Origin of the sequence: Nesterenkonia sp. PF2B19 (genome assembly GCF_001758425.2) — a bacterium.
Taxonomy (GTDB): Bacteria; Actinomycetota; Actinomycetes; order Actinomycetales; family Micrococcaceae; genus Nesterenkonia; species Nesterenkonia aethiopica.
The window spans coordinates 1-17146 of sequence record NZ_MDSS02000073.1 but is presented as its reverse complement, the minus strand read 5'-3'; the positions used below and the strand labels follow the sequence as shown (position 1 = coordinate 17146).

The following is a 17146-nucleotide window of genomic DNA, read 5'->3' as shown; positions in this document are numbered from 1 at the left end:
CTCGGCGCCTGCGGCCGCGACGACGTCCTCGGCCCCGGCCAGCGCGGTCGCCCGGAAGTCCAGCCACGCCAGATAGGTGGCCTGCGGCGGAGTCCACCGCACCTGCGGCGCATGCTCGGCCAGCAGCTCACCCAGCAGCGTCCGGTTGGCGCGCAGGCCGTCCAGCAACGCGTCCAGCCACGGCTCGCCGTGGGCGAAGGCGGCAGTGTGCGCGAGCGCGCCCACATGGCTGGGTCCGTGCGCGACGATGTCCGGCAGACGCCACAGATCCGCGACGGCGTCGGGCCCGGCGATCATCACCGCCGCCTTCAGCCCGGCCAGGTTCCAGCCCTTCGAGGCGGACATCAGACTGATGCCCCGCGGATCCACGGACAGGTACGGCGTGAAGCGGACCGGGGCACCGTCGGAGTCTGCACCGTCGACGCCGGGATCGCCGGGGTCAGGTGTCGAGCCGAGGACCAGCGGGGCGTGGATCTCATCGGCGACCACCCGAAGTCCGTGCCGGTCGGCGAGCTCCGCCAGCTGCTCCAGCTCGGCGCGGGTGTGCACCACGCCGGTCGGGTTGTGCGGATTCGCCAGCAGGAATACCGGGGAGGTCGAGGTGCGGGCGGCCTCCGCGAAGGTCTCCTCCAGCGCGGCCGGGTCGAGCCGTCCTGCCGGGTCCAGTGGGGTCTGCACCACACGCCGGCCTGCCTCGGCGGGGTACTGGTAGAACGGCGGGTACACCGGGGAGGCGACGACGACGGCGTCGCCGGGTGTGCTGATCAGCTTCAGCGCCTCGGTGATCCCGCGCATCACATCCGGGACCGTGCTGGTGTGCGCGACATCCAGGCTCCACCCCCAGCGGCGCTCGGCGAATCCGGCCAGCGACTCCGCATAGCCGCGGCCGGCGGGGTATCCGGTGTCGCCGCGATCGATGACGCCGCGCAGCGCGTCGGCGATCGGTTCGGCCAGGGGGACGTCCATCTCCGCCACCCAGAGCGGCAGAACACCGTCGCCGAAGGCTCGCCATTTGGCGCTGCGCCGGGTGCGCAGGTCCGCCAGCGAGAGCCGCTCCAGCGGGTTGGGCGGGGATGACGGACGAGCGGGGGACTCGACGTGCGGGGTGCTCTGAGCCATAGGGCCGAGCCTACGTCGAGGCTCGGGGGTGAGGGGAGGGGCGACGAGTCCCGTGGGCGGTGCGGCCGGGGCCGGCTCCGGTAGCCTCGTGCGCATGGATGACGCGCCCCGCCCCCGCCCGGATGCCACGCCCACCGCAGCAGGCGAGCCGTCAGGGGGCCAGGCGGCCGGTGCTCGCGAATCAGGCGCTCGCGCATCTGCCGCCCGGGCCGCCGATGCGAACGATCCCGATGCCCGCGAGGTCGGCGTCGGGCCCTGGGAGGGGCCCTGGCCCGAGGGGGAGCACTGGGACCCGGAGCTGCTGCGTCACGGCGACCGGCGCAATGTGGTGGACCGGTACCGCTACTGGCGCCATGAGGCGATCGTCGCCGATCTGGACACCCGCCGGCACGGGTTCCACGTGGCCATCGAGAACTGGCAGCACGACTTCAACATCGGCACGGTGGTGCGCACGGCCAACGCCTTCCTGGCCGCCGAGGTGCACATCATCGGCCGACGCCGGTGGAACCGCCGGGGCGCGATGGTCACCGACCGGTACCAGCACGTCCGTCACCACGCCACCGTGGAGGAGTTCGTCGCCTGGGCGAAGGAGGAGGGGCTGCCGGTGCTGGGCGTGGACCTCTTCCCCGAGTCCGTGCCGCTGGAGACCTACACCCTGCCGCGGGAGTGTGTGATGGTCTTCGGGCAGGAGGGCCCGGGTCTCAGTGAGCAGATGCGGGCCGCCGCCGAGGCGACCCTGTCCATCGCGCAGTTCGGCTCCACCCGGTCCATCAACGCCGGCACTGCCGCCGGCATCGCGATGCACGCCTGGATCCGCCAGCACGCCCAGCTGGAGTAGATCGGCGCTAGGATGGGCGGCACCGACGCCCTCCGACGAAAGGGGCCTCCGTGTCCGATTCCCTGCACGAGCTCCTCGTCCGTCACGTCGACGCCGGGACGATGCCCGGCGCCGTCGGCACCTACGGCGACGAGTATGAGCCGTTCAGCGTCGGCCTCGATGCTCCGGGCGGGGCTCCTCTGGGAGTCGACACGATCTTCCGCATCCAGTCGATGACGAAGGCCGTCACCGCCGTGGCGACGCTGCGACTGGTGCAGGACGGGGAGATCGCCCTCGACGATCCGATCGCCGCCTGGCTGCCGGAGCTGGCCGAGCCGCGCGTGCTCGCCCATCCTGATGCTCCGCTGGAGGATGCGCAGCCTGCCCGTGCGCCGATCACGGTGCGTCATCTGCTCACGAATCAGTCCGGCTGCGGGATCATGACCGCCGATTCCCCACTGAAGCAGGCGATGGTCGACGCGGAGGTGGAGGCAGGTGCCGAACCTGTCGCACTGGGCGCTCAGGACTGGCTCGACGCGCTCGCGTCCCTGCCGCTGGCGTTCGAACCCGGCGAGGGGTGGCGTTATCACCACTCCTTCGGGCTGCTCGGCATTCTGCTCGGACGTCTCGGCCGCGGCAGCACTGACGAGGTGCTCGCCGAGACCGTGTTCACCCCCGCAGGCATGACGGACACCGGCTTCACGGTGCCCACTGACCAGGTGCACCGTCTGCCGGCCGTGTTCCAGCGCGGCGCTGAGGGCTTCGAGCGGTGTGAGCCGGCGGCAGCTGGTTTCTATGCCGCACCAGCGCCTTTCGATGTGAGCCACTCCGAGCTGGTGTCGACCCTGGCGGACTACCATGCGTTCCTCAGCGCGCTGCGTGACGGCCGGGTGATCAGCCCTGACCTGCGGGACGAGCTGTGCCGGGATCAGGTGGATGAGGGCGCGAAGGCCTCGGACAGCTTCTTCCCGGGATTCTGGGAGGGCACCGGGTGGGGCTACGGGGTGTCCGTGGTGACGGAGGGGCCGCATCGAGGGCGGTTCGGCTGGTCCGGCGGGCTCGGCACTGACTTCTTCGTCGACCCCGATGGCAGGATCTGCCTGGTCATGATGCAGGTGGCCATGGACGAGCGCGTGTTCGCTCTGCTCGGAGAGCTGCGGGGCATTGAAGGGGCGTAACGTCTGAGTCGGCGGGGAGCAGCTTCTGGTGGGCCTGGACTGTCCTACGCGCCGTCAGGGAGGTCGCAGGGAGTGACCCCGGTGGACCTCAGCCCAGCGAACGGGCCCAACGGCTGAGGAACTCGGCGCCGGCGTCGTCATGGATGGCGCCGGTGTCCGAGGTCAGCACCGGGTGGGCGGTCTCCGGGATGCCGTCGGCGGGGCGGACGTCCACATGGCTGACCTGGTGGCCGCGCTCGTGCAGCCAGGAGGCCATCGCGTAGTCGGTGCGGGAGTCGCCCATGGTGTACCAGGCCTGCGGGGTGATGCCGCGCTCGCGGAGCAGCTCCAGGGCCCGGGCGGCGCCGAGGTCCTTGCCGAGACGCTCGTGCTCGATGTCGGTGGAGATGATGGTCGGGTCGATGCGGACGTCACGGACCTGGTGCTTCTCCAGCAGGGCGGGGACGGCGGCGTCGAACTCCGGCTGGACCGCCAGGTAGTCCTCGTTGGCGACGTCGGTGCGCTGCTCCAGGGAGATCATGGCCCGCTTGGTCTCGTCGAAGAACATGTGCCCGCTGAACCGCTCGGCCACCAGGGCGCGGACGTCGTCGGCCAGTGCGCCGGGCAGGCGCAGCTCGTCGTCGAGGTGGATCTCGCCGAGACCCTCCGGGGTGACCTCGGCCCAGACCGCGCCCTTCTCGCTGATGGTGAAGACCGGGGCGCCCTCGCGCAGGCCCGCCTCGCGCAGCGGCGGGACCACCTCACGGGCGATGAAGTCGTCGGAGCGCCCGGTGTTGAAGATGACCGGGATGCCCCGGTTGGCCATGGCGGCCAGATCGCGGCCGATGGAGGTGATCGCCACCGTCCGCGAGACCGGCGAGGCGATGGGGCCGTCCACGTCCAGCAGCAGCCCGAAGGCAGGCTCGGCGACGACGGCGGGGGAGGGCGCGGTGGAGACGGTCATCCCACCAGTATCAGGGATTCAGGCCGGCTCAGCAGTGGCGGTGCTCACGCCCCGGGTGCAGGAACGCGGGTCGACATCGTGTGACGGTGCCCCTATGCGCTGGTGACCAGCGATGACGGCGGGGACAGGCGGTTCCCGGCGTCATCTGCCGTCCAGGAATTTCTGTGAGCGGCTCCGCGGTTATATCCTGGTGTGGTCGCGCGCGGCGATCTGCGGAGATGATCTGCAGAAGAGCCGGTGCGGCGACACTGCATACGGGGCTATAGCTCAGCTGGTAGAGCGCGTCGTTCGCATCGACGAGGTCAGGGGTTCGACTCCCCTTAGCTCCACAACTGAAGACGTCCGAACCCTGCCCCGCGGCGACGCCGGGCAGGGTTCGTTCGTTGCGGGCGCGTCTTCCTCGAACTCTTCGGCATCGATCCCTAAACTCCGGGCTGTCCTTCCCCCCCCCCCGGGGGGGGTGCCTACCCTCCCACTCTGACGCGGAACGATCGTCAACCGTGTTCTCGGTGAATATGGCCGCAGGCCTGTGAATCCAGCGGCGTGTCTATGTCAGGGTGGGTGAACTGGCGGTGCGGTCATTCAGAAGTGTCCCCACGTACTGCATGCTGTCGGGGCCGTCTGACTGACCCTGACACGAACTGGAACGGGAGGCGGAGAGCAAGTGGAGGTTGATCACTCGTCGAAGGGTCAGTGTGTTGTCATCATCGGGGGCACCGGGATGCTCAGGCCAGCCGTACGGACTCTCATGGAGCGGGGAATCTCCGTCGTCGTGGTGGCCCGCCGCCCCTCCGCGGCGTCGCACCGCAGGTCAACGGAGGGGCCTATATTCCCGTCGAGGGAGAGTGGAGCGCACCTGAGTCGTTGGCTGAAGCGGTTCGTGATGCGCTTGACGACCGAGGAATATCGCGCTCGACAGTCTGCGGCGCGATCATCTGGGTGCACTCGCCGCACCGCCAGAGCGTCCTGGACGAGCTCACACGTGTCTTGAATCCCGACGCCCGGGTCCTGCAGCTTTGGGGAAGCGCAGCTCAGGATCCCCGGGAGGTCATGGACAACGAGGACCGTCCAGACAGGCCCTGGAGAACGCGCCATCTGTTCCTCGGCTACCACCGAGACAGCGGTGGATCGCGATGGCTCACAGTTGGTGAGATCTCGCGCGCGACCGTGCTCGCCTGGGACAGCGGGAGCGAGTACGCCAGCGCCGGTCAACTCGACCCCTGGGAACTCCGTCCCTGAGCGAACCGTCCTGGGTTTCGTTCCTTCGGGCTACGAGGATTCAAGGGGATGGGCCGCGGATCCCCAGAAGCTGTCGACGCTCTCCAGTGTCTTCACATCTCAGGCGCTGCGGCGACAGTCTCAGTGGTCGCAAGCTCGATATAGTCGAGGGTCGCGGTGGCAATCTGCATCCGGGTATTCCGCATCCTACGTTGAGCAGTTCGATCTGCAGGGCGCCCCAGAGTGACTCGATCACGTCATTGTCATGCCCATCACCCCTGGTCCCGGGTCTGTTGAAGGGTCTGCTGCTGACCGATGATGACGCCATGATCCGTTCGACGCTGGCCCTGCTGCTGCGCCTGGAGCCCGACATCGACGTCGCTGACCGGCTCTCACTCCGCCTCATCACCCGGAGCGTGGTCGTGACTCGACGCGCGCGTCCCGGTGTGCTGCGGGCCGGACGGCGCGGCGAGACGATGGGGCAGATCGCGCAGGCGGTGATGGGCCGGTGCGCGCCCCTACACCGCCCGGGCCGCCGCGCACTGGCAGGCTGCCAGCATCCCCTCCGAGGCCTCGGCCTCCGTGGGGCGGGAGGGATCGTGGCCACCCTGGGCCGGGGGCGCGAGGGCCTCCTCCGGCACGGAGGCTGGGAGCTCCACACGGCGAGGCCACAGCACCCAGGCGCTGACCAGCCCGGCGAGGGCCAGCAGGGCCAGAGTCGCCCAGGCGGGGGTGAGCCCGACGGCGGTGCCGAGCCATCCGGCGATCGGGTAGGTGACCAGCCAGGCGGCGTGGGACAGGGAGAACTGTGCGGCGAACACCGCCGGCAGCTGGTGGTCCTCCACGCTGCCGCGGATCACCCGTCCGGTGGGCGTGACGATCAGTGCCATGCCCGCCCCGATGAGCGCCCAGAGCGGAGCGGTGACGCCCCAGGCGGTGATGCCGGTGGCGCTCATCGTCACGGCGGCGAGCACGCCCACCAGCAGGGTCACGGCGCCGGTCATCATCACGGACCGTTCACGCACGGAATCCAGCACGCGAGGCAGCATCAGTGCGGCCACCAGGGTGCCGAGGCCTGAGGCGGCCAGCATCCAGGCGACGTCCGCCTGGGTTCCCCCGAGCTGGTCCCGCACGTAGTTGACCGTGTTGACCACGACGATCGCGCCGGCCGCGGCGACGACGAGGTTCAGGGCGAGGACCCCGCGCAGCCCAGTGGTGCGCAGCATGAGCCCACTGCCGGAGGCGACTCGTGCCCAGACGCCGGTGTGGCCGCTGGGCCGGGCGTCGGGGATGCGCGTGGAGAGCACCAGGGCGGCCGAGACCAGGAAGCCCGCGGAGGTGCCGACGAACAGCCAGTTGAAGGACATGAAGGTCAGGGCGACGGCCGCCAGGACCGGGCTGAGCAGGCTCTCCATGGTGTAGGCGACCTGCGACGCAGACAGGGCCCGGGTGTAGTCGGCCTTCTGCGGCACGATGTCGGGGATGGTGGCCTGGAACGTCGGCGTGAAGGCCGCCGAGGCGGCCTGGAGGAGGCCGACCAGGAGGTAGATCTGCCAGATCTCCGTGACGAACGGGAGGGCCAGGACGACGCCGGCCCGCACCGCGTCGAGCAGGGTGAGGAACATCCGCCGGGGCAGACGGTCGGCGTAGGCCCCCACCACCGGGGCGACGAGCACGTACATGACCATCTTGATGGTCAGCGCGGTCCCGAGGACCGCCCCGGCCTGGGCTCCGGCCAGGTCATAGGCGAGCAGGCCGAGTGCGACCGTGGCCAGGCCGGTGCCGAAGAGCGCGATGACCTGGGCGCTGAAGAGGTGCCGGTAGTCGCGGATCGCGAACAGACTCATGGGGTCCTCCTAGAGTGTCTCACCGATGACCAACGATATACCCCTAGGGGGTATTCCCGGGGTGTGAATGTGCTCCTCGGGAGCACCCGCACCCCCGGCGCCCAGCGACCTCGGGAGTCGGGGAGCGTCGGGGGCGCAGGGCGCCGCCACTGGCCGACGTCGGCCCGGTCACGGTTGAAGCCGGGGCAGGTTGAAGCCGGGGCGGGCTGAGACCGTCGGTGGATCACGCGGGGTGCGCGTATTGCTCCGGGTCCGCGTCGAAGAGCGGGCCGCAGGCTGCGCAGCAGAACCAATACCGCGTGCCCCGGTGGTCGCGGTACAGGCCGGCCTCCTCCGCCTGGGCCTTGACGACCGGGGTGCCGGCCATCACCGGGCATTCGGCCATGTCGTCGGCCGGGGCCTTCGTGGTGGCCTCAGGGCGGGGCGTGTGGCCGCAGCAGCTCCCACCGCCGGAGGAGGTGTCGGTCAGGGGCAGGCTCTCTCGTGCAGTCATCGTGTGTCCTCTCGGCTGGTCTCGATGATGGATGGTCAGGTGTTCGCCGACTCGTTCGCCGATCCGCGTGCCGGCGCCGCGGTACGGACCGCCGGGGCGGCGCCGTCGTCGGCCGTGGCCCTGAATCCGCGCAGCCTGAGGCTGTTGGCGACCACCGACACGCTGGAGAAGGCCATCGCCGCCCCCGCGAGCATCGGGTTGAGCAGCCCGAACGCTGCGATGGGGATCGCCGTGGTGTTGTACCCGAAGGCCCAGAACAGGTTCTGCTTGATCGTGCGCAGGGTCCGTCGGGCGAGACGGATCGCGTCGGCCGCCGCCCGCAGATCGCCGCGGACCAGGGTGATGTCAGCGGCCTCGATGGCGACGTCGGTGCCGGTGCCCATGGCCAGGCCGAGGTCGGCCTGGGCCAGGGCGGGGGCGTCGTTGACGCCGTCGCCGACCATGGCCACCACCTTGCCCTGATCCTGCAGCCGGGTGACGACGTCGACCTTGTCCTGCGGCAGCACCTCGGCGAAGACCTCCGTGATGCCGACCTCGGAGGCGACCTGCTCGGCCACGGCCTGGTTGTCGCCGGTCAGCAGGACCGGGGTCAGTCCCAGCTCTCTGAACTGGGCGATGGCCTCCGCGGAGGTGGGTTTGATCGTGTCGGAGACCACCAGCACGCCGCGGACCTGGCCGTCCCAGCCCACTGTGATCGCGGTCCGGCCCTCGGCCTCCGCCGCGCGTTTGGCGGACCGGAGATCTTCGTCCAGGTGCATCGACCAGTCCGCCAGCAGCGCCTCGCGTCCGGCGACGACGGCATGACCGTCGATCACCCCCTGGACCCCGAGTCCTTCGATGTTCTCGAAGGACTCCGGGGTGGGCAGCTCGCCCACCTCCGCGGTCGCGCCGGCGGCGACGGCCTGCGCGATGGGGTGCTCCGAGTGGTCCTCCAGGCCGCCGGTGATCCGCAGCAGCTCGGAGCGGTCCACGCCGGCGGCAGGGATGACGTCTGCCAGGGTCATCTTCCCGGTGGTGACGGTGCCGGTCTTGTCCAGCACGATGGTGTCGACCCTGCGCGTGGACTCCAGGATCTCCGGGCCCTTGATGAGCACGCCCATCTGGGCTCCGCGCCCGGTGCCGACCAGCAGTGCGGTCGGCGTCGCCAGCCCGAGGCGCACGGGCAGGCGATGATCAGCACCGCCACGGTGGCGGTGAAGGCCGCGCTGACCGGGAATCCGGCCCCCAGCCAGGCTCCGAGCGTGGCGACGGCGATGGCGATCGCCACGGGCACAAACACGGCGGAGACGCGATCGGCCAGCCGCTGGATCTTGGCCTTCCCGGACTGCGCGTCCTCAACCATCTTCGCCATCTGTGCCAGTTGGGTGTCGGCGCCCACGCGCGTCGCCCGCACCACCAGCCGCCCGCCGGCGTTCACCGTGGCGCCGGTGACGGCGTCGCCCGCGGAGACCTCCACCGGCACCGATTCGCCGGTGAGCATGGAAGCGTCGACGGCGGAGGTCCCCGAGACGATCGTGCCGTCAGTGGCGATCTTCTCGCCGGGGCGGACGACGAACTCGTCGCCGACCGACAGCTCGTCGACGGGGACCCGCACCTCCTGGCCCTGCCGGAGGATCGAGACCTCCTTGGCCCCCAGCTCCAGCAGGGCCCGCAGGGCGGCGCCGGCCTGGCGCTTGGAGCGCTTCTCGAAGTAGCGCCCCAACAGGATGAAGGTGATCACCCCGGCGCCGACCTCCAGATAGATGTGGCCGAGCCCGTCGGCCCGGGAGATCGTGAGCTCGAAGGGGTGGACGACGCCGGGCTGACCGGCGGTGCCGAAGAACAGCGCGATGACCGACCACACCAACGCGGCGGAGGTGCCCACTGAGATCAGCGTGTCCATCGTGGCCGTGCCGTGCCTGAGGTTGGCCCAGGCGGCCCGGTGGAAGGGCCAGCCCGCCCACACCACGACCGGTGCGGCCAGGACCAGGGACGCGAATCCCCAGTAGTCGAACTGCAGCGCCGGAATCATGGCCATGGCGATGACCGGCACGGAGAGGGCGGCCGCCCCGATCAGTCGCTGCCTGAGCACCCGGATCTCGGTGTCCTCGCTCGATTCGCGCTCCTCCCCGGCGGCCTGGGCGGCGTCCGTGGCGGCGGGTGGGAGTTCGGCGGTGTAGCCGGTCTTCTCCACCTCGGCGATCAGCAGCTGGGGGTCGTAGTCGTGGGGAGCGGTGACGCTGGCCTTCTCCGTCGCGTAGTTCACGCTCGCTGTGACGCCGTCGAGCCGGTTGAGCTTCTTCTCGATCCGGTTCGCGCAGGAGGCGCAGGTCATGCCGCCGATCCTCAGCTCGACGCCGGCGAGGCTGTCGGGGGTGCTGGTGCGCTCAGTGGTCATGATCTGCTCCGTCCTCGTCCTCGTGCGTGTCGTCCTCGTGCGTGCCGTGGTCGGGTCGGTCGCCCGCGTCGCCCGCGTCGCCCGCGTCGCCCGCGTCGCCCGCGTCGAGCACCAAGGGAGCCGTGTGGACCTGCCCGTCGACCTGGAAGTCCAGGTACAGCAGGTAGCGGCCCTCGGTGGGGGCCGTGGCCTCGAAGGCGATCTCAGGCCCCGAGGTCTCCCCGGGCTGCGGGGCGGCCCCGTGCGGATGGACGTGCAGATAGGCCAGGTCTCCGTCGCGCAGGGCCACCAGGTGCCCGAAGGCGCCCAGGTAGGGCTCCAGGGTGGTGACGGGCTCGCCGTCGCGAGAGACAGTCATGGTCAGCGGGGAGGCTTCCCCTGCGACGAGGTCACCCTCGACGGCGACGTCGAAGCCGTCCGTCGTGGCGGCGGTGATCGGCTGCTCAGCCGGTGTCGGAGTGTAGTCGCCCCCGGCGTGCACGGTGGTGGAGAGGGTGAGCCCTTCCCCGGTCTCGGCGGGGAGGAAGTCGGCGATGATGCGGTAGGACCCTGCGGCCTCCCACTCCCAGGGGATCGACCACGTGCCGGTCTCGTCGCGCTCAGGGTGCACGTGGGCGAAGTGCTGGCCGTCGGCACGCACGACGATCAGGTGCAGCTCCTTCTCGTGCTCGAGCGCGAAGTCGGTGACCGGTCGGCCGTCGGGGCCGGTGACCGCGAAGGTCAGCTCGCCGTGGACTCCGGGGGAGGCAGGCGCGCTGACGTCGGTGAGTCGGTAGCCGTCCTGGGCCAGCCCGAGTCCCAGCGCCGCCGGGTCTGGGTGGTGGCCGTGGTGCGTTGTGCCGGTCATGTCCTCGTCTCCGTCCTCGTTCTGGTGGTGGCCGTCTGGGCTCTGGTCGGTCCAGGTCTGCACGGTGGCGTCGGGGACGACGGCGTTCGCCGTGAATCCGGCCACGGCGAACACGGTCACCAGGATCAGCCCGTACAGCCCCAGTCGTGCGGGTGCCTTCATCGGTGGCTCCTTCTCTCCCGGACGGTCGATGGATATACCCCAATGGGGTACCTGGGAGACAAAAGTATACCCCTAGGGGGTACCTGTCAAGGGGTGGGGTGAAGCGGTGCGCCGCCCGGGGGCTTCCGCTGTACAGGTGGCGGGATATACGGTGAGATCTGTCCCGGTGAGAGCTGCCCCGGTGGCATCATCTAGGGGTGTCATCCGGAGGCGTCATCACTCACGCCGCACCACCCGCACCCGCACCCGTCCCTGATCAGCTCTCCCAGAGGAGCCGCCATGACGTCGTCGTCCGTTCCGTCCGGGGACATCCCCTGGGAGCAGGGAGTGTGGAGCAACCCGCCCGCGGCGGTGGAGAACCAGGGCTCAGACCTTCTGGTCACCGCGGTGGAGACCTCTGACGCCTGGCGGCACACCAGCTACGGCTTCGTCCACGACACCGAACACGCCCTGCTGGCACCTTTCCGGCCCGGCACCGCCATGGAGGTGGAGTACACGGCTGACTTCTCCGCCCAGTTCGACCAGGCGGGCCTGTTCATCCGCGCCGCGCAGGATCACTGGACCAAGGCCGCCACGGAGTTCTCGGACGGGCACCTCAGCGCCGGCGCCGTCGTCACCGATGGCGCCTCGGACTGGTCGCTCTCCCCGGCGGACGACTGGCTGGGCCAGCGGGTGCTGGTCCGCGCCAGCTGGAGCGATGACGCGATCACCGTGCGCGCGGGGCTCCTCGGCGGCGAGCTGCGCCTGCTGCGGGTCTTCCCGTTCCCCGCCCGCGACGACGTCGCCGCCGGCCCGCTGGTCTGTGCCCCGACACGGGCCGGGCTGACCGTGACCTTCCACGCGTGGCGGACCACTGAAGCCGACGTCGCCCTGCACCCGTGAGCCGGGCGCTAGGATGGGGCGATCGCCCGGGCGGCTGATCAGCGGCGCTCCTGCCGGTGCATCATCACGGTGACGACCCCATCGACGATGAACAGCCCGATCATGGCGAGTGCTGCCGGGGTTCTGCAGTGGCGGGCATACTCTGAGGCGATGACCAGGTGGAGGCCTTCACGGGCCATCAGGGCTGGCCAGCGCCGTCGCGGCCAGATGCGGGAGGATGTGAGGATCGCGGACCCGAGGCCGACGTCGGCGACACCGATGAGACGGGCTCGCGCCGGTGGCGTCCCGTCGAGGCCCAGGAGGCTCCCCACTTTCTTCGGCGCCAAGGTCAGTCCCAGGCCGAGAGCCAGAGAGGTGCTTCCGATGAGATCCGCCAGCAGGTCGACGACTCGCTGATCGGGGGAGAGGGCTGCGCCAGACTGGGCGAAGATCGCCGCGGGCGCCTCCGTCTCAGTGAGGGACACCGGGCCGCCCTCCCTTCCGGCCGAGGTGCTCCCATCCCAGCCCTGTGAAGCACGGTCCCGAGGTCGCTTCGGAGAATTTGATGTCGTTGTGGCCGTTGTTCCACTCGAGCACGTGGACTGAGCCGTCCTGAGAAACGGTCAGGTCCCACCCGATCACCGGGGCCACCGGGAATCGTCGATGCAGCCGTTCCACGGCCTCGCGGCAGGCGGCGTAGTTCGGCACCTCACGTCCGGCGAACACGGCGCCGGAGTCGGGATGCCGGTCGATCTCGAGCCAGTCCACCGTGTAGCCGATCGGGCTGAAGGCTCCCGTGGCGGTGTCGAGCAGTACGCGGATGTTCGAATCCGAGGCGACGTGGTCCTCCGTCTCCCGCCCGAAGCGCAGGTACGCATCCCTGAGTGACGTCTGCCCGTCAGGTTCGACGACCGTCGTCATCCGCAGCGTCCCGACTGAGCCGGACGCGATCTCAGCGAATGCCTCGTGCTGGTGGATGAAGGGCTGAACCACGCCGTCGGGAAGGTCCCCCGCGGTCCGGGTGAAGCTCTCTCGATCCAGGATCTGCACGCCTCGACCGCGCGCGCTCCCGTCAGCTTTGAACACCACTCGGTCGCCTCCGGCGAAGACCAGGTCGGTGAACTCCTCCAGGGATGCGCTCTCGTCGAGCGATGCGCTGAACAGCCGCCCCTTGACCACGTATCCGCTGTCGGGGATCTCCTTCTCGTGCCCGAAGATGCGAGCCGTCATCGCCCGCATGTCCGAGAGTGCGCCATGCCGACCCTCGATCGCGGGAAGCACCACGGACATGTAGTAGTCGTCGGGAATCCACCCCTCGCGGAACTCACCGCCGATCGCGCAATAGACGTACAGCCAGGCCGCATGGCTCCTGGAACCGAGCACATCCCCTGCGTAGTCGTCGGCCTGCGCTCTGACATGCCGCGGCACCGGGCCTGTCGCGGATTCGATCGATCGCAGCACCTTCGCCGCGTTCCGGCGGTTCAGTCGGGCCCGGACCTTCATCCTCAGGGCATCGTCAGCTTGCTCTATCGTGTCCAGGTTCATGCCGACTCCCTTGAGAGGTGATGTGGTGCCGGGCCGTCAGCAGCCCGGCTCGACCATGGTCGAAGTCTCGAATGCGTCTCTGGGAAAGTCCCGCATCAGCGGTGTCACAGCCCGGGTCCGCGGCGCCCGCACCAGACGACGACGGCGCTGACGGCGATCATGGCCGCCGCGATGCCGGCCAGGTAGAGGATCACGCCCGGGTAGCCGGCCAGCGGCGCCAGGTCCGGGTTGCCCGGATCCATGAAGGGGTAGGGGTACCAGAAGGGTGCGCCGGTGGCCGGATCGGTGACCAGCGGGCCTCGGACCATTGTGTAGATCGCCCACAGCAGCGGGAACGCCACCATCACCCACAGGGCACGCCACGGCAGAGCGCGTCGGCGCGGCCCCAGCAGCAGGTCGGCGAAGACGAACAGCGGCACCACCAGGTGCAGCACCTCGTTCGACCACGGCGGGGGCTCACTGCCGGGAGGCAGCGGCAGATGGCGCAGCAGAGTGTTGTAGACCGCCCCGGTGATCAGCACGCAGCTGGTCACACAGGCCAGCCCTAGGGACAGTGCCGGCGGGTCCACCAGTGATCCCCGCCGACGGATGAGCGGACGCAGCCCGGCCCAGGCCAGGAACACTGCTGCCGCCGAATTGGAGAGGATCGTGAAGTAGCTGAAGAAGTTCCCCACCGTGGCGCCCAGAGCCCGGTCATGGGTGAGGGCGCCGTCCAGGGCGGCGACGAACTGCGCGACCACGGCCGCAGTGGCGAGCACCGCGACGAGCACGCGCATGGCGGACCAGAGGATCATGCTGGTCGGCAGGCGGCGCAACGGGATCCTCGACGCCGTCGGCGCGCGCGGGTCTCCGCGCTGAGTCATCGTCTCGGCCTCGGCCACCCGGTGAAGTCCTTCCCCTCGCCATGCCCCGCCGACGCCGTCAGGCTAACCGCCGGACGTCCGACGCACGGGTGGTCATCCGACCATATATAGCGCATCAGTGGCTCGGGGGCCAGGTCTGAGGGCTCGCCGTTGGGCCGTCAGTGGAGGTCGGGCTCCGCGGCAGTCCGCTGCGACGGCTCAGATGATCCGCAGCTCCCGCAGCTTGGCGGCGACGTCGTCGTTGCTGGGCTCCACGTGGTGGGAGCCGTCCGGGTAGACCACTACGGGGATGTTGGTGCGCCCGGAGATCTCCCGGGCGACGTCGGCGGCGGCCACATCCTGCTCCAAGTCGATGTACTGGAAGTCGACGCCGAGGCCGTCCAGCTGCGCCTTGGTGCGGCGGCAATCACCGCACCACTGGGCGCCGAACATGCGGATCGTGGCGGGGGTCGTCTCGGTCATGGCGGGTCCTCTCGGGCGATGCGGTCGGCGGGATGCTGTGCCGACGTCCACTGCTGCAGTGATGTCCACAGGGGGAACCATCGGGCGTGCAGCAGGATTCCCGGGGCGGACATCGGGTCGAGCACGGTCGCTGTCCCTGTTCCAGGGATGCGACGCCGGACTGAATCGCTTCAGTGGACGGCCTCGTGCCTGCAACGGGGACACAGATCGGAGAGCGTGAGAGGAACCCCGAGAAAAACTTCGCCCGGATCTGTCGATCCCGGCACACCCCGTGCGTCAAGATGTTGTCGGACCATCCGGTGCGACGTCCTTCGGCTCTCGTCGCGTCCCTCCCCGGGCCGCGGTCCACGGCCGACAGATATGAGGAGTCACTATGAAATACGCACTGCTGCTGATGGGTCGCACGGATGACGCCGGCTGCGGCGAGCACGGAGGCGCGGACCCTGAGGAGTTCTTCGCCTTCGACAAGGAGATCACCGAGGCCGGCGTCGTCGTCACCTCCTTCGCCCTGGAGGACCCCGAGCACGGGGTGCGGGTCGCCAGTGACGACGACGGCGCCCGGGTCGTCACCTCCGGCCCCTTCGCCGAGGTTCAGGAGTTCGTCGGCGGCACCTACATCATCGAGGTGGCCGACATCGACGAGGCCATCGAGTGGGCCCGCCGCAGCCCCGGCTCCGCCCCGGGCGGGCATGTGGAGGTCCGCCCTGTGGCCCCCTACTGAGCCGCCGGCCGTGACAGCCCCGCACATCGGCGGAGCGGATGCCGCGCACCGGGCGATCGCCGGCCTCGGCCGGGACGCCCGGGCGCGCATTCTCTCCGCCCTGGCGCGTCGGTTCGGAGACCTCGACCTCGCCGAGGACATGCTCCAGGACGCCATCGTCCAAGCGCTGCACAGCTGGTCCGAGACGGGCGTGCCCGCCGTTCCGGAGGCTTGGCTGACCACCGCGGCGCGCCGCAAGGGCATCGACTCCCTGCGCCGGGGCAGGGTGCGGGCCGCCGCGCTGGCCGCGGCTGAGGGTGGAGCAGGACCGCGGCCCCGTCCCTGAGGCGCTGGAGGACCCCGCCCAGCAGGACCACGACGACGAGCATGCCGAGATCCCGGATGAGCGCCTCGGGCTGTTCTTCGCCTGCGCCCACCCCCTGCTCGCCCCTGAGGACCGCATCGCGCTGACCTTGCGGTTCCTCGGCGGTCTGAGCACTGCGGAGGTGGCGCAGGCGCTTCTGGTGCCCACTGCGACCATGCAGCAGCGGATCGTGCGGGCCAAGCGACGCATCCGCACCCTCGGCATCGCCTTCACCCCGCCTCGACGGCAGGACCTCGGGGCGCGTCTTGCGGGCGTGCAGCGCGTCATCTACCTCCTCTACACCGAAGGCTTCGCCGCCACCGGGGGAGAGGCGCACATCCGGGAGGACCTCACGGGCGAGGCGATCCGCCTGGCCCGGGTGCTCCACGGACTCATCCCGGGTTCCGCCGAAACCACCGGCCTGCTGGCCCTGCTGCTGCTCACCCAGGCCCGGCGTCCCGCCCGGTTGGCCGACGACGGGTGCCCGGTGCCGCTGGCCGCCCAGGACCGGGCCCTGTGGGACGAGGCGCTCATCCGCGAGGGTGTGGCCCTCACCGAACAGGCGGCCGCCTCTCCTGGCGCAGGGCCGTACGCCATCCAGGCGGCCATCGCTGCGGTGCATGCCGAGGCGCCCGCCGCAGAGTCCACCGACTGGGCACAGATCGCGGTGCTCTACGACATGCTGCGGACCCACGACGACGGCCCGGTGGTCCTGCTCGGTCGGGCCGTCGCGCGAGGCAAGGCTCGGGGCCTGGAGACGGGCCTGCGAGAGCTGGATGCGCTCGCCGAGGATCCGGTCCTTTCGCGGTTCCGGCCGTTCCACACCGCCCGGGGGCTCACGTTGGAGCAGCTGGGGGATCACGGCGCCGCCGCAGCAGCGTACCGGCGCGCCCTCGAGCTGCCGGGGAACCAGGCCGAGGAGGGCTTCCTGGCCGCCGCCCTGGCCGGCGTGGAGGGCGGGGCCTGAGGCTCAGATCAGCTGAGGCAGAGCCGTGGCGACCATGTAGACGCCCAGCCCGCCGAGCACCGCCCCGCTGACGGCCTGGATGCCGTGGGTGACCGCCGGCCGGGCCAGCCAGCGACGGGCGGCGTCGGCCAGCACCACGACGGCGATCAGGTAGAGGAAGATGCACAGCGCCACCGTCCCGCCCAGGGCGAAGGTCACCTGCGGCACGCTCATCTCGGCCGAGGTGAACTGCGGGAACAGGGCGATGAAGAACAGTCCGGTCTTTGGATTCGTCAGGCACGTGGTCACCCCGGCCAGCAGCGCGGTCCGGTTCCGGATCCTGGGCGGCGCGGCGACGGCCACCGCCCCCGACGGGCCGACGGCGGCGTCGTCGTCGGTCCTGG

The 17146-nt window shown here is 70.3% G+C and carries 16 protein-coding genes, 1 tRNA gene and 1 pseudogene; 7 read left to right on the top strand and 11 right to left on the bottom strand.

What is annotated here, in order from left to right:
• A partial coding sequence (locus BCY76_RS15590) for a MalY/PatB family protein (protein WP_085437888.1) occupies positions 1-1119 on the bottom strand: 1119 nt, incomplete at its 3' end.
• Positions 1120-1213: 94 nt separating this feature from the next.
• Between BCY76_RS15590 and BCY76_RS15585 the strand changes: the two genes are divergently transcribed.
• Together BCY76_RS15585 and BCY76_RS15580 are read left to right on the top strand one after the other, a co-directional pair.
• Positions 1214-1957: a TrmH family RNA methyltransferase gene (locus BCY76_RS15585; RefSeq protein ID WP_085437890.1), complete on the top strand. Its 744-nt coding sequence runs from the start codon at positions 1214-1216 to the stop codon at positions 1955-1957.
• Between the two features lie 50 nt (positions 1958-2007).
• Positions 2008-3114 (top strand): serine hydrolase domain-containing protein, encoded by a 1107-nt coding sequence (locus BCY76_RS15580; RefSeq protein ID WP_070162260.1) that lies wholly within the window; start codon positions 2008-2010, stop codon positions 3112-3114.
• An 88-nt stretch (positions 3115-3202) separates the two neighbouring features.
• Here BCY76_RS15580 and BCY76_RS15575 read toward each other — a convergent pair whose 3' ends face one another.
• Complete coding sequence (locus tag BCY76_RS15575) at positions 3203-4057, bottom strand: hypothetical protein (RefSeq protein ID WP_070162258.1); 855 nt, start codon at positions 4055-4057, stop codon at positions 3203-3205.
• Positions 4058-4313: 256 nt separating this feature from the next.
• Between BCY76_RS15575 and BCY76_RS15570 the strand changes: the two genes are divergently transcribed.
• A tRNA-Ala gene (locus BCY76_RS15570) sits at positions 4314-4386 on the top strand.
• Positions 4387-5793: 1407 nt separating this feature from the next.
• On the opposite strand, the gene BCY76_RS15565 is transcribed toward BCY76_RS15570, so the two are convergent.
• The 4 genes and pseudogenes from BCY76_RS15565 to BCY76_RS15550 form a co-directional block, all read right to left on the bottom strand.
• Positions 5794-7122: an MFS transporter gene (locus BCY76_RS15565; RefSeq protein WP_085437887.1), complete on the bottom strand. Its 1329-nt coding sequence runs from the start codon at positions 7120-7122 to the stop codon at positions 5794-5796.
• Positions 7123-7345: 223 nt separating this feature from the next.
• The gene (locus tag BCY76_RS15560; RefSeq protein WP_070162256.1) at positions 7346-7615 is read right to left on the bottom strand and encodes a YHS domain-containing protein; all 270 of its coding nucleotides are present in this window, start codon (positions 7613-7615) and stop codon (positions 7346-7348) included.
• Between the two features lie 35 nt (positions 7616-7650).
• Positions 7651-9992 (bottom strand): annotated as a pseudogene (locus BCY76_RS15555) (heavy metal translocating P-type ATPase).
• Complete coding sequence (locus BCY76_RS15550) at positions 9982-11001, bottom strand: heavy metal-binding domain-containing protein (RefSeq protein WP_070162252.1); 1020 nt, start codon at positions 10999-11001, stop codon at positions 9982-9984. The pseudogene BCY76_RS15555 and the gene BCY76_RS15550 overlap by 11 nt, the downstream one beginning before the upstream one ends.
• A 279-nt stretch (positions 11002-11280) precedes the next feature.
• Here BCY76_RS15550 and BCY76_RS15545 point away from each other — a divergent pair, with 279 nt between their 5' ends.
• On the top strand, positions 11281-11883 hold the full coding sequence (locus BCY76_RS15545) for a DUF1349 domain-containing protein (protein ID WP_070162250.1): 603 nt from the start codon (positions 11281-11283) through the stop codon (positions 11881-11883).
• 38 nt (positions 11884-11921) lie between these two features.
• Here the strand turns inward: BCY76_RS15545 and BCY76_RS15540 are convergent, their stop codons facing one another.
• From BCY76_RS15540 to BCY76_RS15525, 4 genes are all read right to left on the bottom strand, one after another.
• Complete coding sequence (locus BCY76_RS15540; protein WP_070162248.1) at positions 11922-12347, bottom strand: hypothetical protein; 426 nt, start codon at positions 12345-12347, stop codon at positions 11922-11924.
• Positions 12334-13407, bottom strand: a complete 1074-nt coding sequence (locus BCY76_RS15535; protein ID WP_083277768.1) for a sugar-transfer associated ATP-grasp domain-containing protein — start codon at positions 13405-13407, stop codon at positions 12334-12336. The genes BCY76_RS15540 and BCY76_RS15535 overlap by 14 nt, the downstream gene beginning before the upstream one ends.
• Positions 13408-13511: 104 nt before the next feature.
• A complete protein-coding gene (locus BCY76_RS15530) occupies positions 13512-14288 on the bottom strand; it encodes a Pr6Pr family membrane protein (RefSeq protein WP_237090223.1) in 777 nt (258 codons plus the stop codon).
• Positions 14289-14468: 180 nt separating this feature from the next.
• Positions 14469-14732: a glutaredoxin family protein gene (locus BCY76_RS15525; protein ID WP_070162246.1), complete on the bottom strand. Its 264-nt coding sequence runs from the start codon at positions 14730-14732 to the stop codon at positions 14469-14471.
• A 373-nt stretch (positions 14733-15105) separates the two neighbouring features.
• Between BCY76_RS15525 and BCY76_RS15520 the strand changes: the two genes are divergently transcribed.
• From BCY76_RS15520 to BCY76_RS15515, 3 genes are read left to right on the top strand one after another with little or no spacing between them, the layout of a single operon-like run.
• A complete protein-coding gene (locus tag BCY76_RS15520; protein ID WP_070162244.1) occupies positions 15106-15453 on the top strand; it encodes a YciI family protein in 348 nt (115 codons plus the stop codon).
• A gap of 10 nt (positions 15454-15463) precedes the next feature.
• Positions 15464-15778 (top strand): sigma factor, encoded by a 315-nt coding sequence (locus tag BCY76_RS19670; protein WP_237090222.1) that lies wholly within the window; start codon positions 15464-15466, stop codon positions 15776-15778.
• A complete protein-coding gene (locus BCY76_RS15515; protein WP_237090221.1) occupies positions 15750-16763 on the top strand; it encodes an RNA polymerase sigma factor in 1014 nt (337 codons plus the stop codon). Before BCY76_RS19670 ends, BCY76_RS15515 begins: the two co-directional genes overlap by 29 nt.
• 3 nt (positions 16764-16766) lie before the next feature.
• Here BCY76_RS15515 and BCY76_RS15510 read toward each other — a convergent pair.
• The coding region (locus BCY76_RS15510) for a LysE family translocator (RefSeq protein ID WP_170922729.1) at positions 16767-17146 on the bottom strand (380 nt) is incomplete at its 5' end.

Bases quoted from the DNA above. Each gene is read 5' to 3' on its own strand.
- BCY76_RS15525 (WP_070162246.1), bottom strand. From the start codon at position 14,732: ATGACCGAGACGACCCCCGCCACGATCCGCATGTTCGGCGCCCAGTGG.
- BCY76_RS15535 (WP_083277768.1), bottom strand. From the start codon at position 13,407: ATGAACCTGGACACGATAGAGCAAGCTGACGATGCCCTGAGGATGAAG.
- BCY76_RS15560 (WP_070162256.1), bottom strand. From the start codon at position 7,615: ATGACTGCACGAGAGAGCCTGCCCCTGACCGACACCTCCTCCGGCGGT.
- BCY76_RS15565 (WP_085437887.1), bottom strand. From the start codon at position 7,122: ATGAGTCTGTTCGCGATCCGCGACTACCGGCACCTCTTCAGCGCCCAG.
- BCY76_RS15545 (WP_070162250.1), top strand. From the start codon at position 11,281: ATGACGTCGTCGTCCGTTCCGTCCGGGGACATCCCCTGGGAGCAGGGA.
- BCY76_RS15585 (WP_085437890.1), top strand. From the start codon at position 1,214: ATGGATGACGCGCCCCGCCCCCGCCCGGATGCCACGCCCACCGCAGCA.
- BCY76_RS15550 (WP_070162252.1), bottom strand. From the start codon at position 11,001: ATGAAGGCACCCGCACGACTGGGGCTGTACGGGCTGATCCTGGTGACC.
- BCY76_RS15520 (WP_070162244.1), top strand. From the start codon at position 15,106: ATGAAATACGCACTGCTGCTGATGGGTCGCACGGATGACGCCGGCTGC.
- BCY76_RS15575 (WP_070162258.1), bottom strand. From the start codon at position 4,057: ATGACCGTCTCCACCGCGCCCTCCCCCGCCGTCGTCGCCGAGCCTGCC.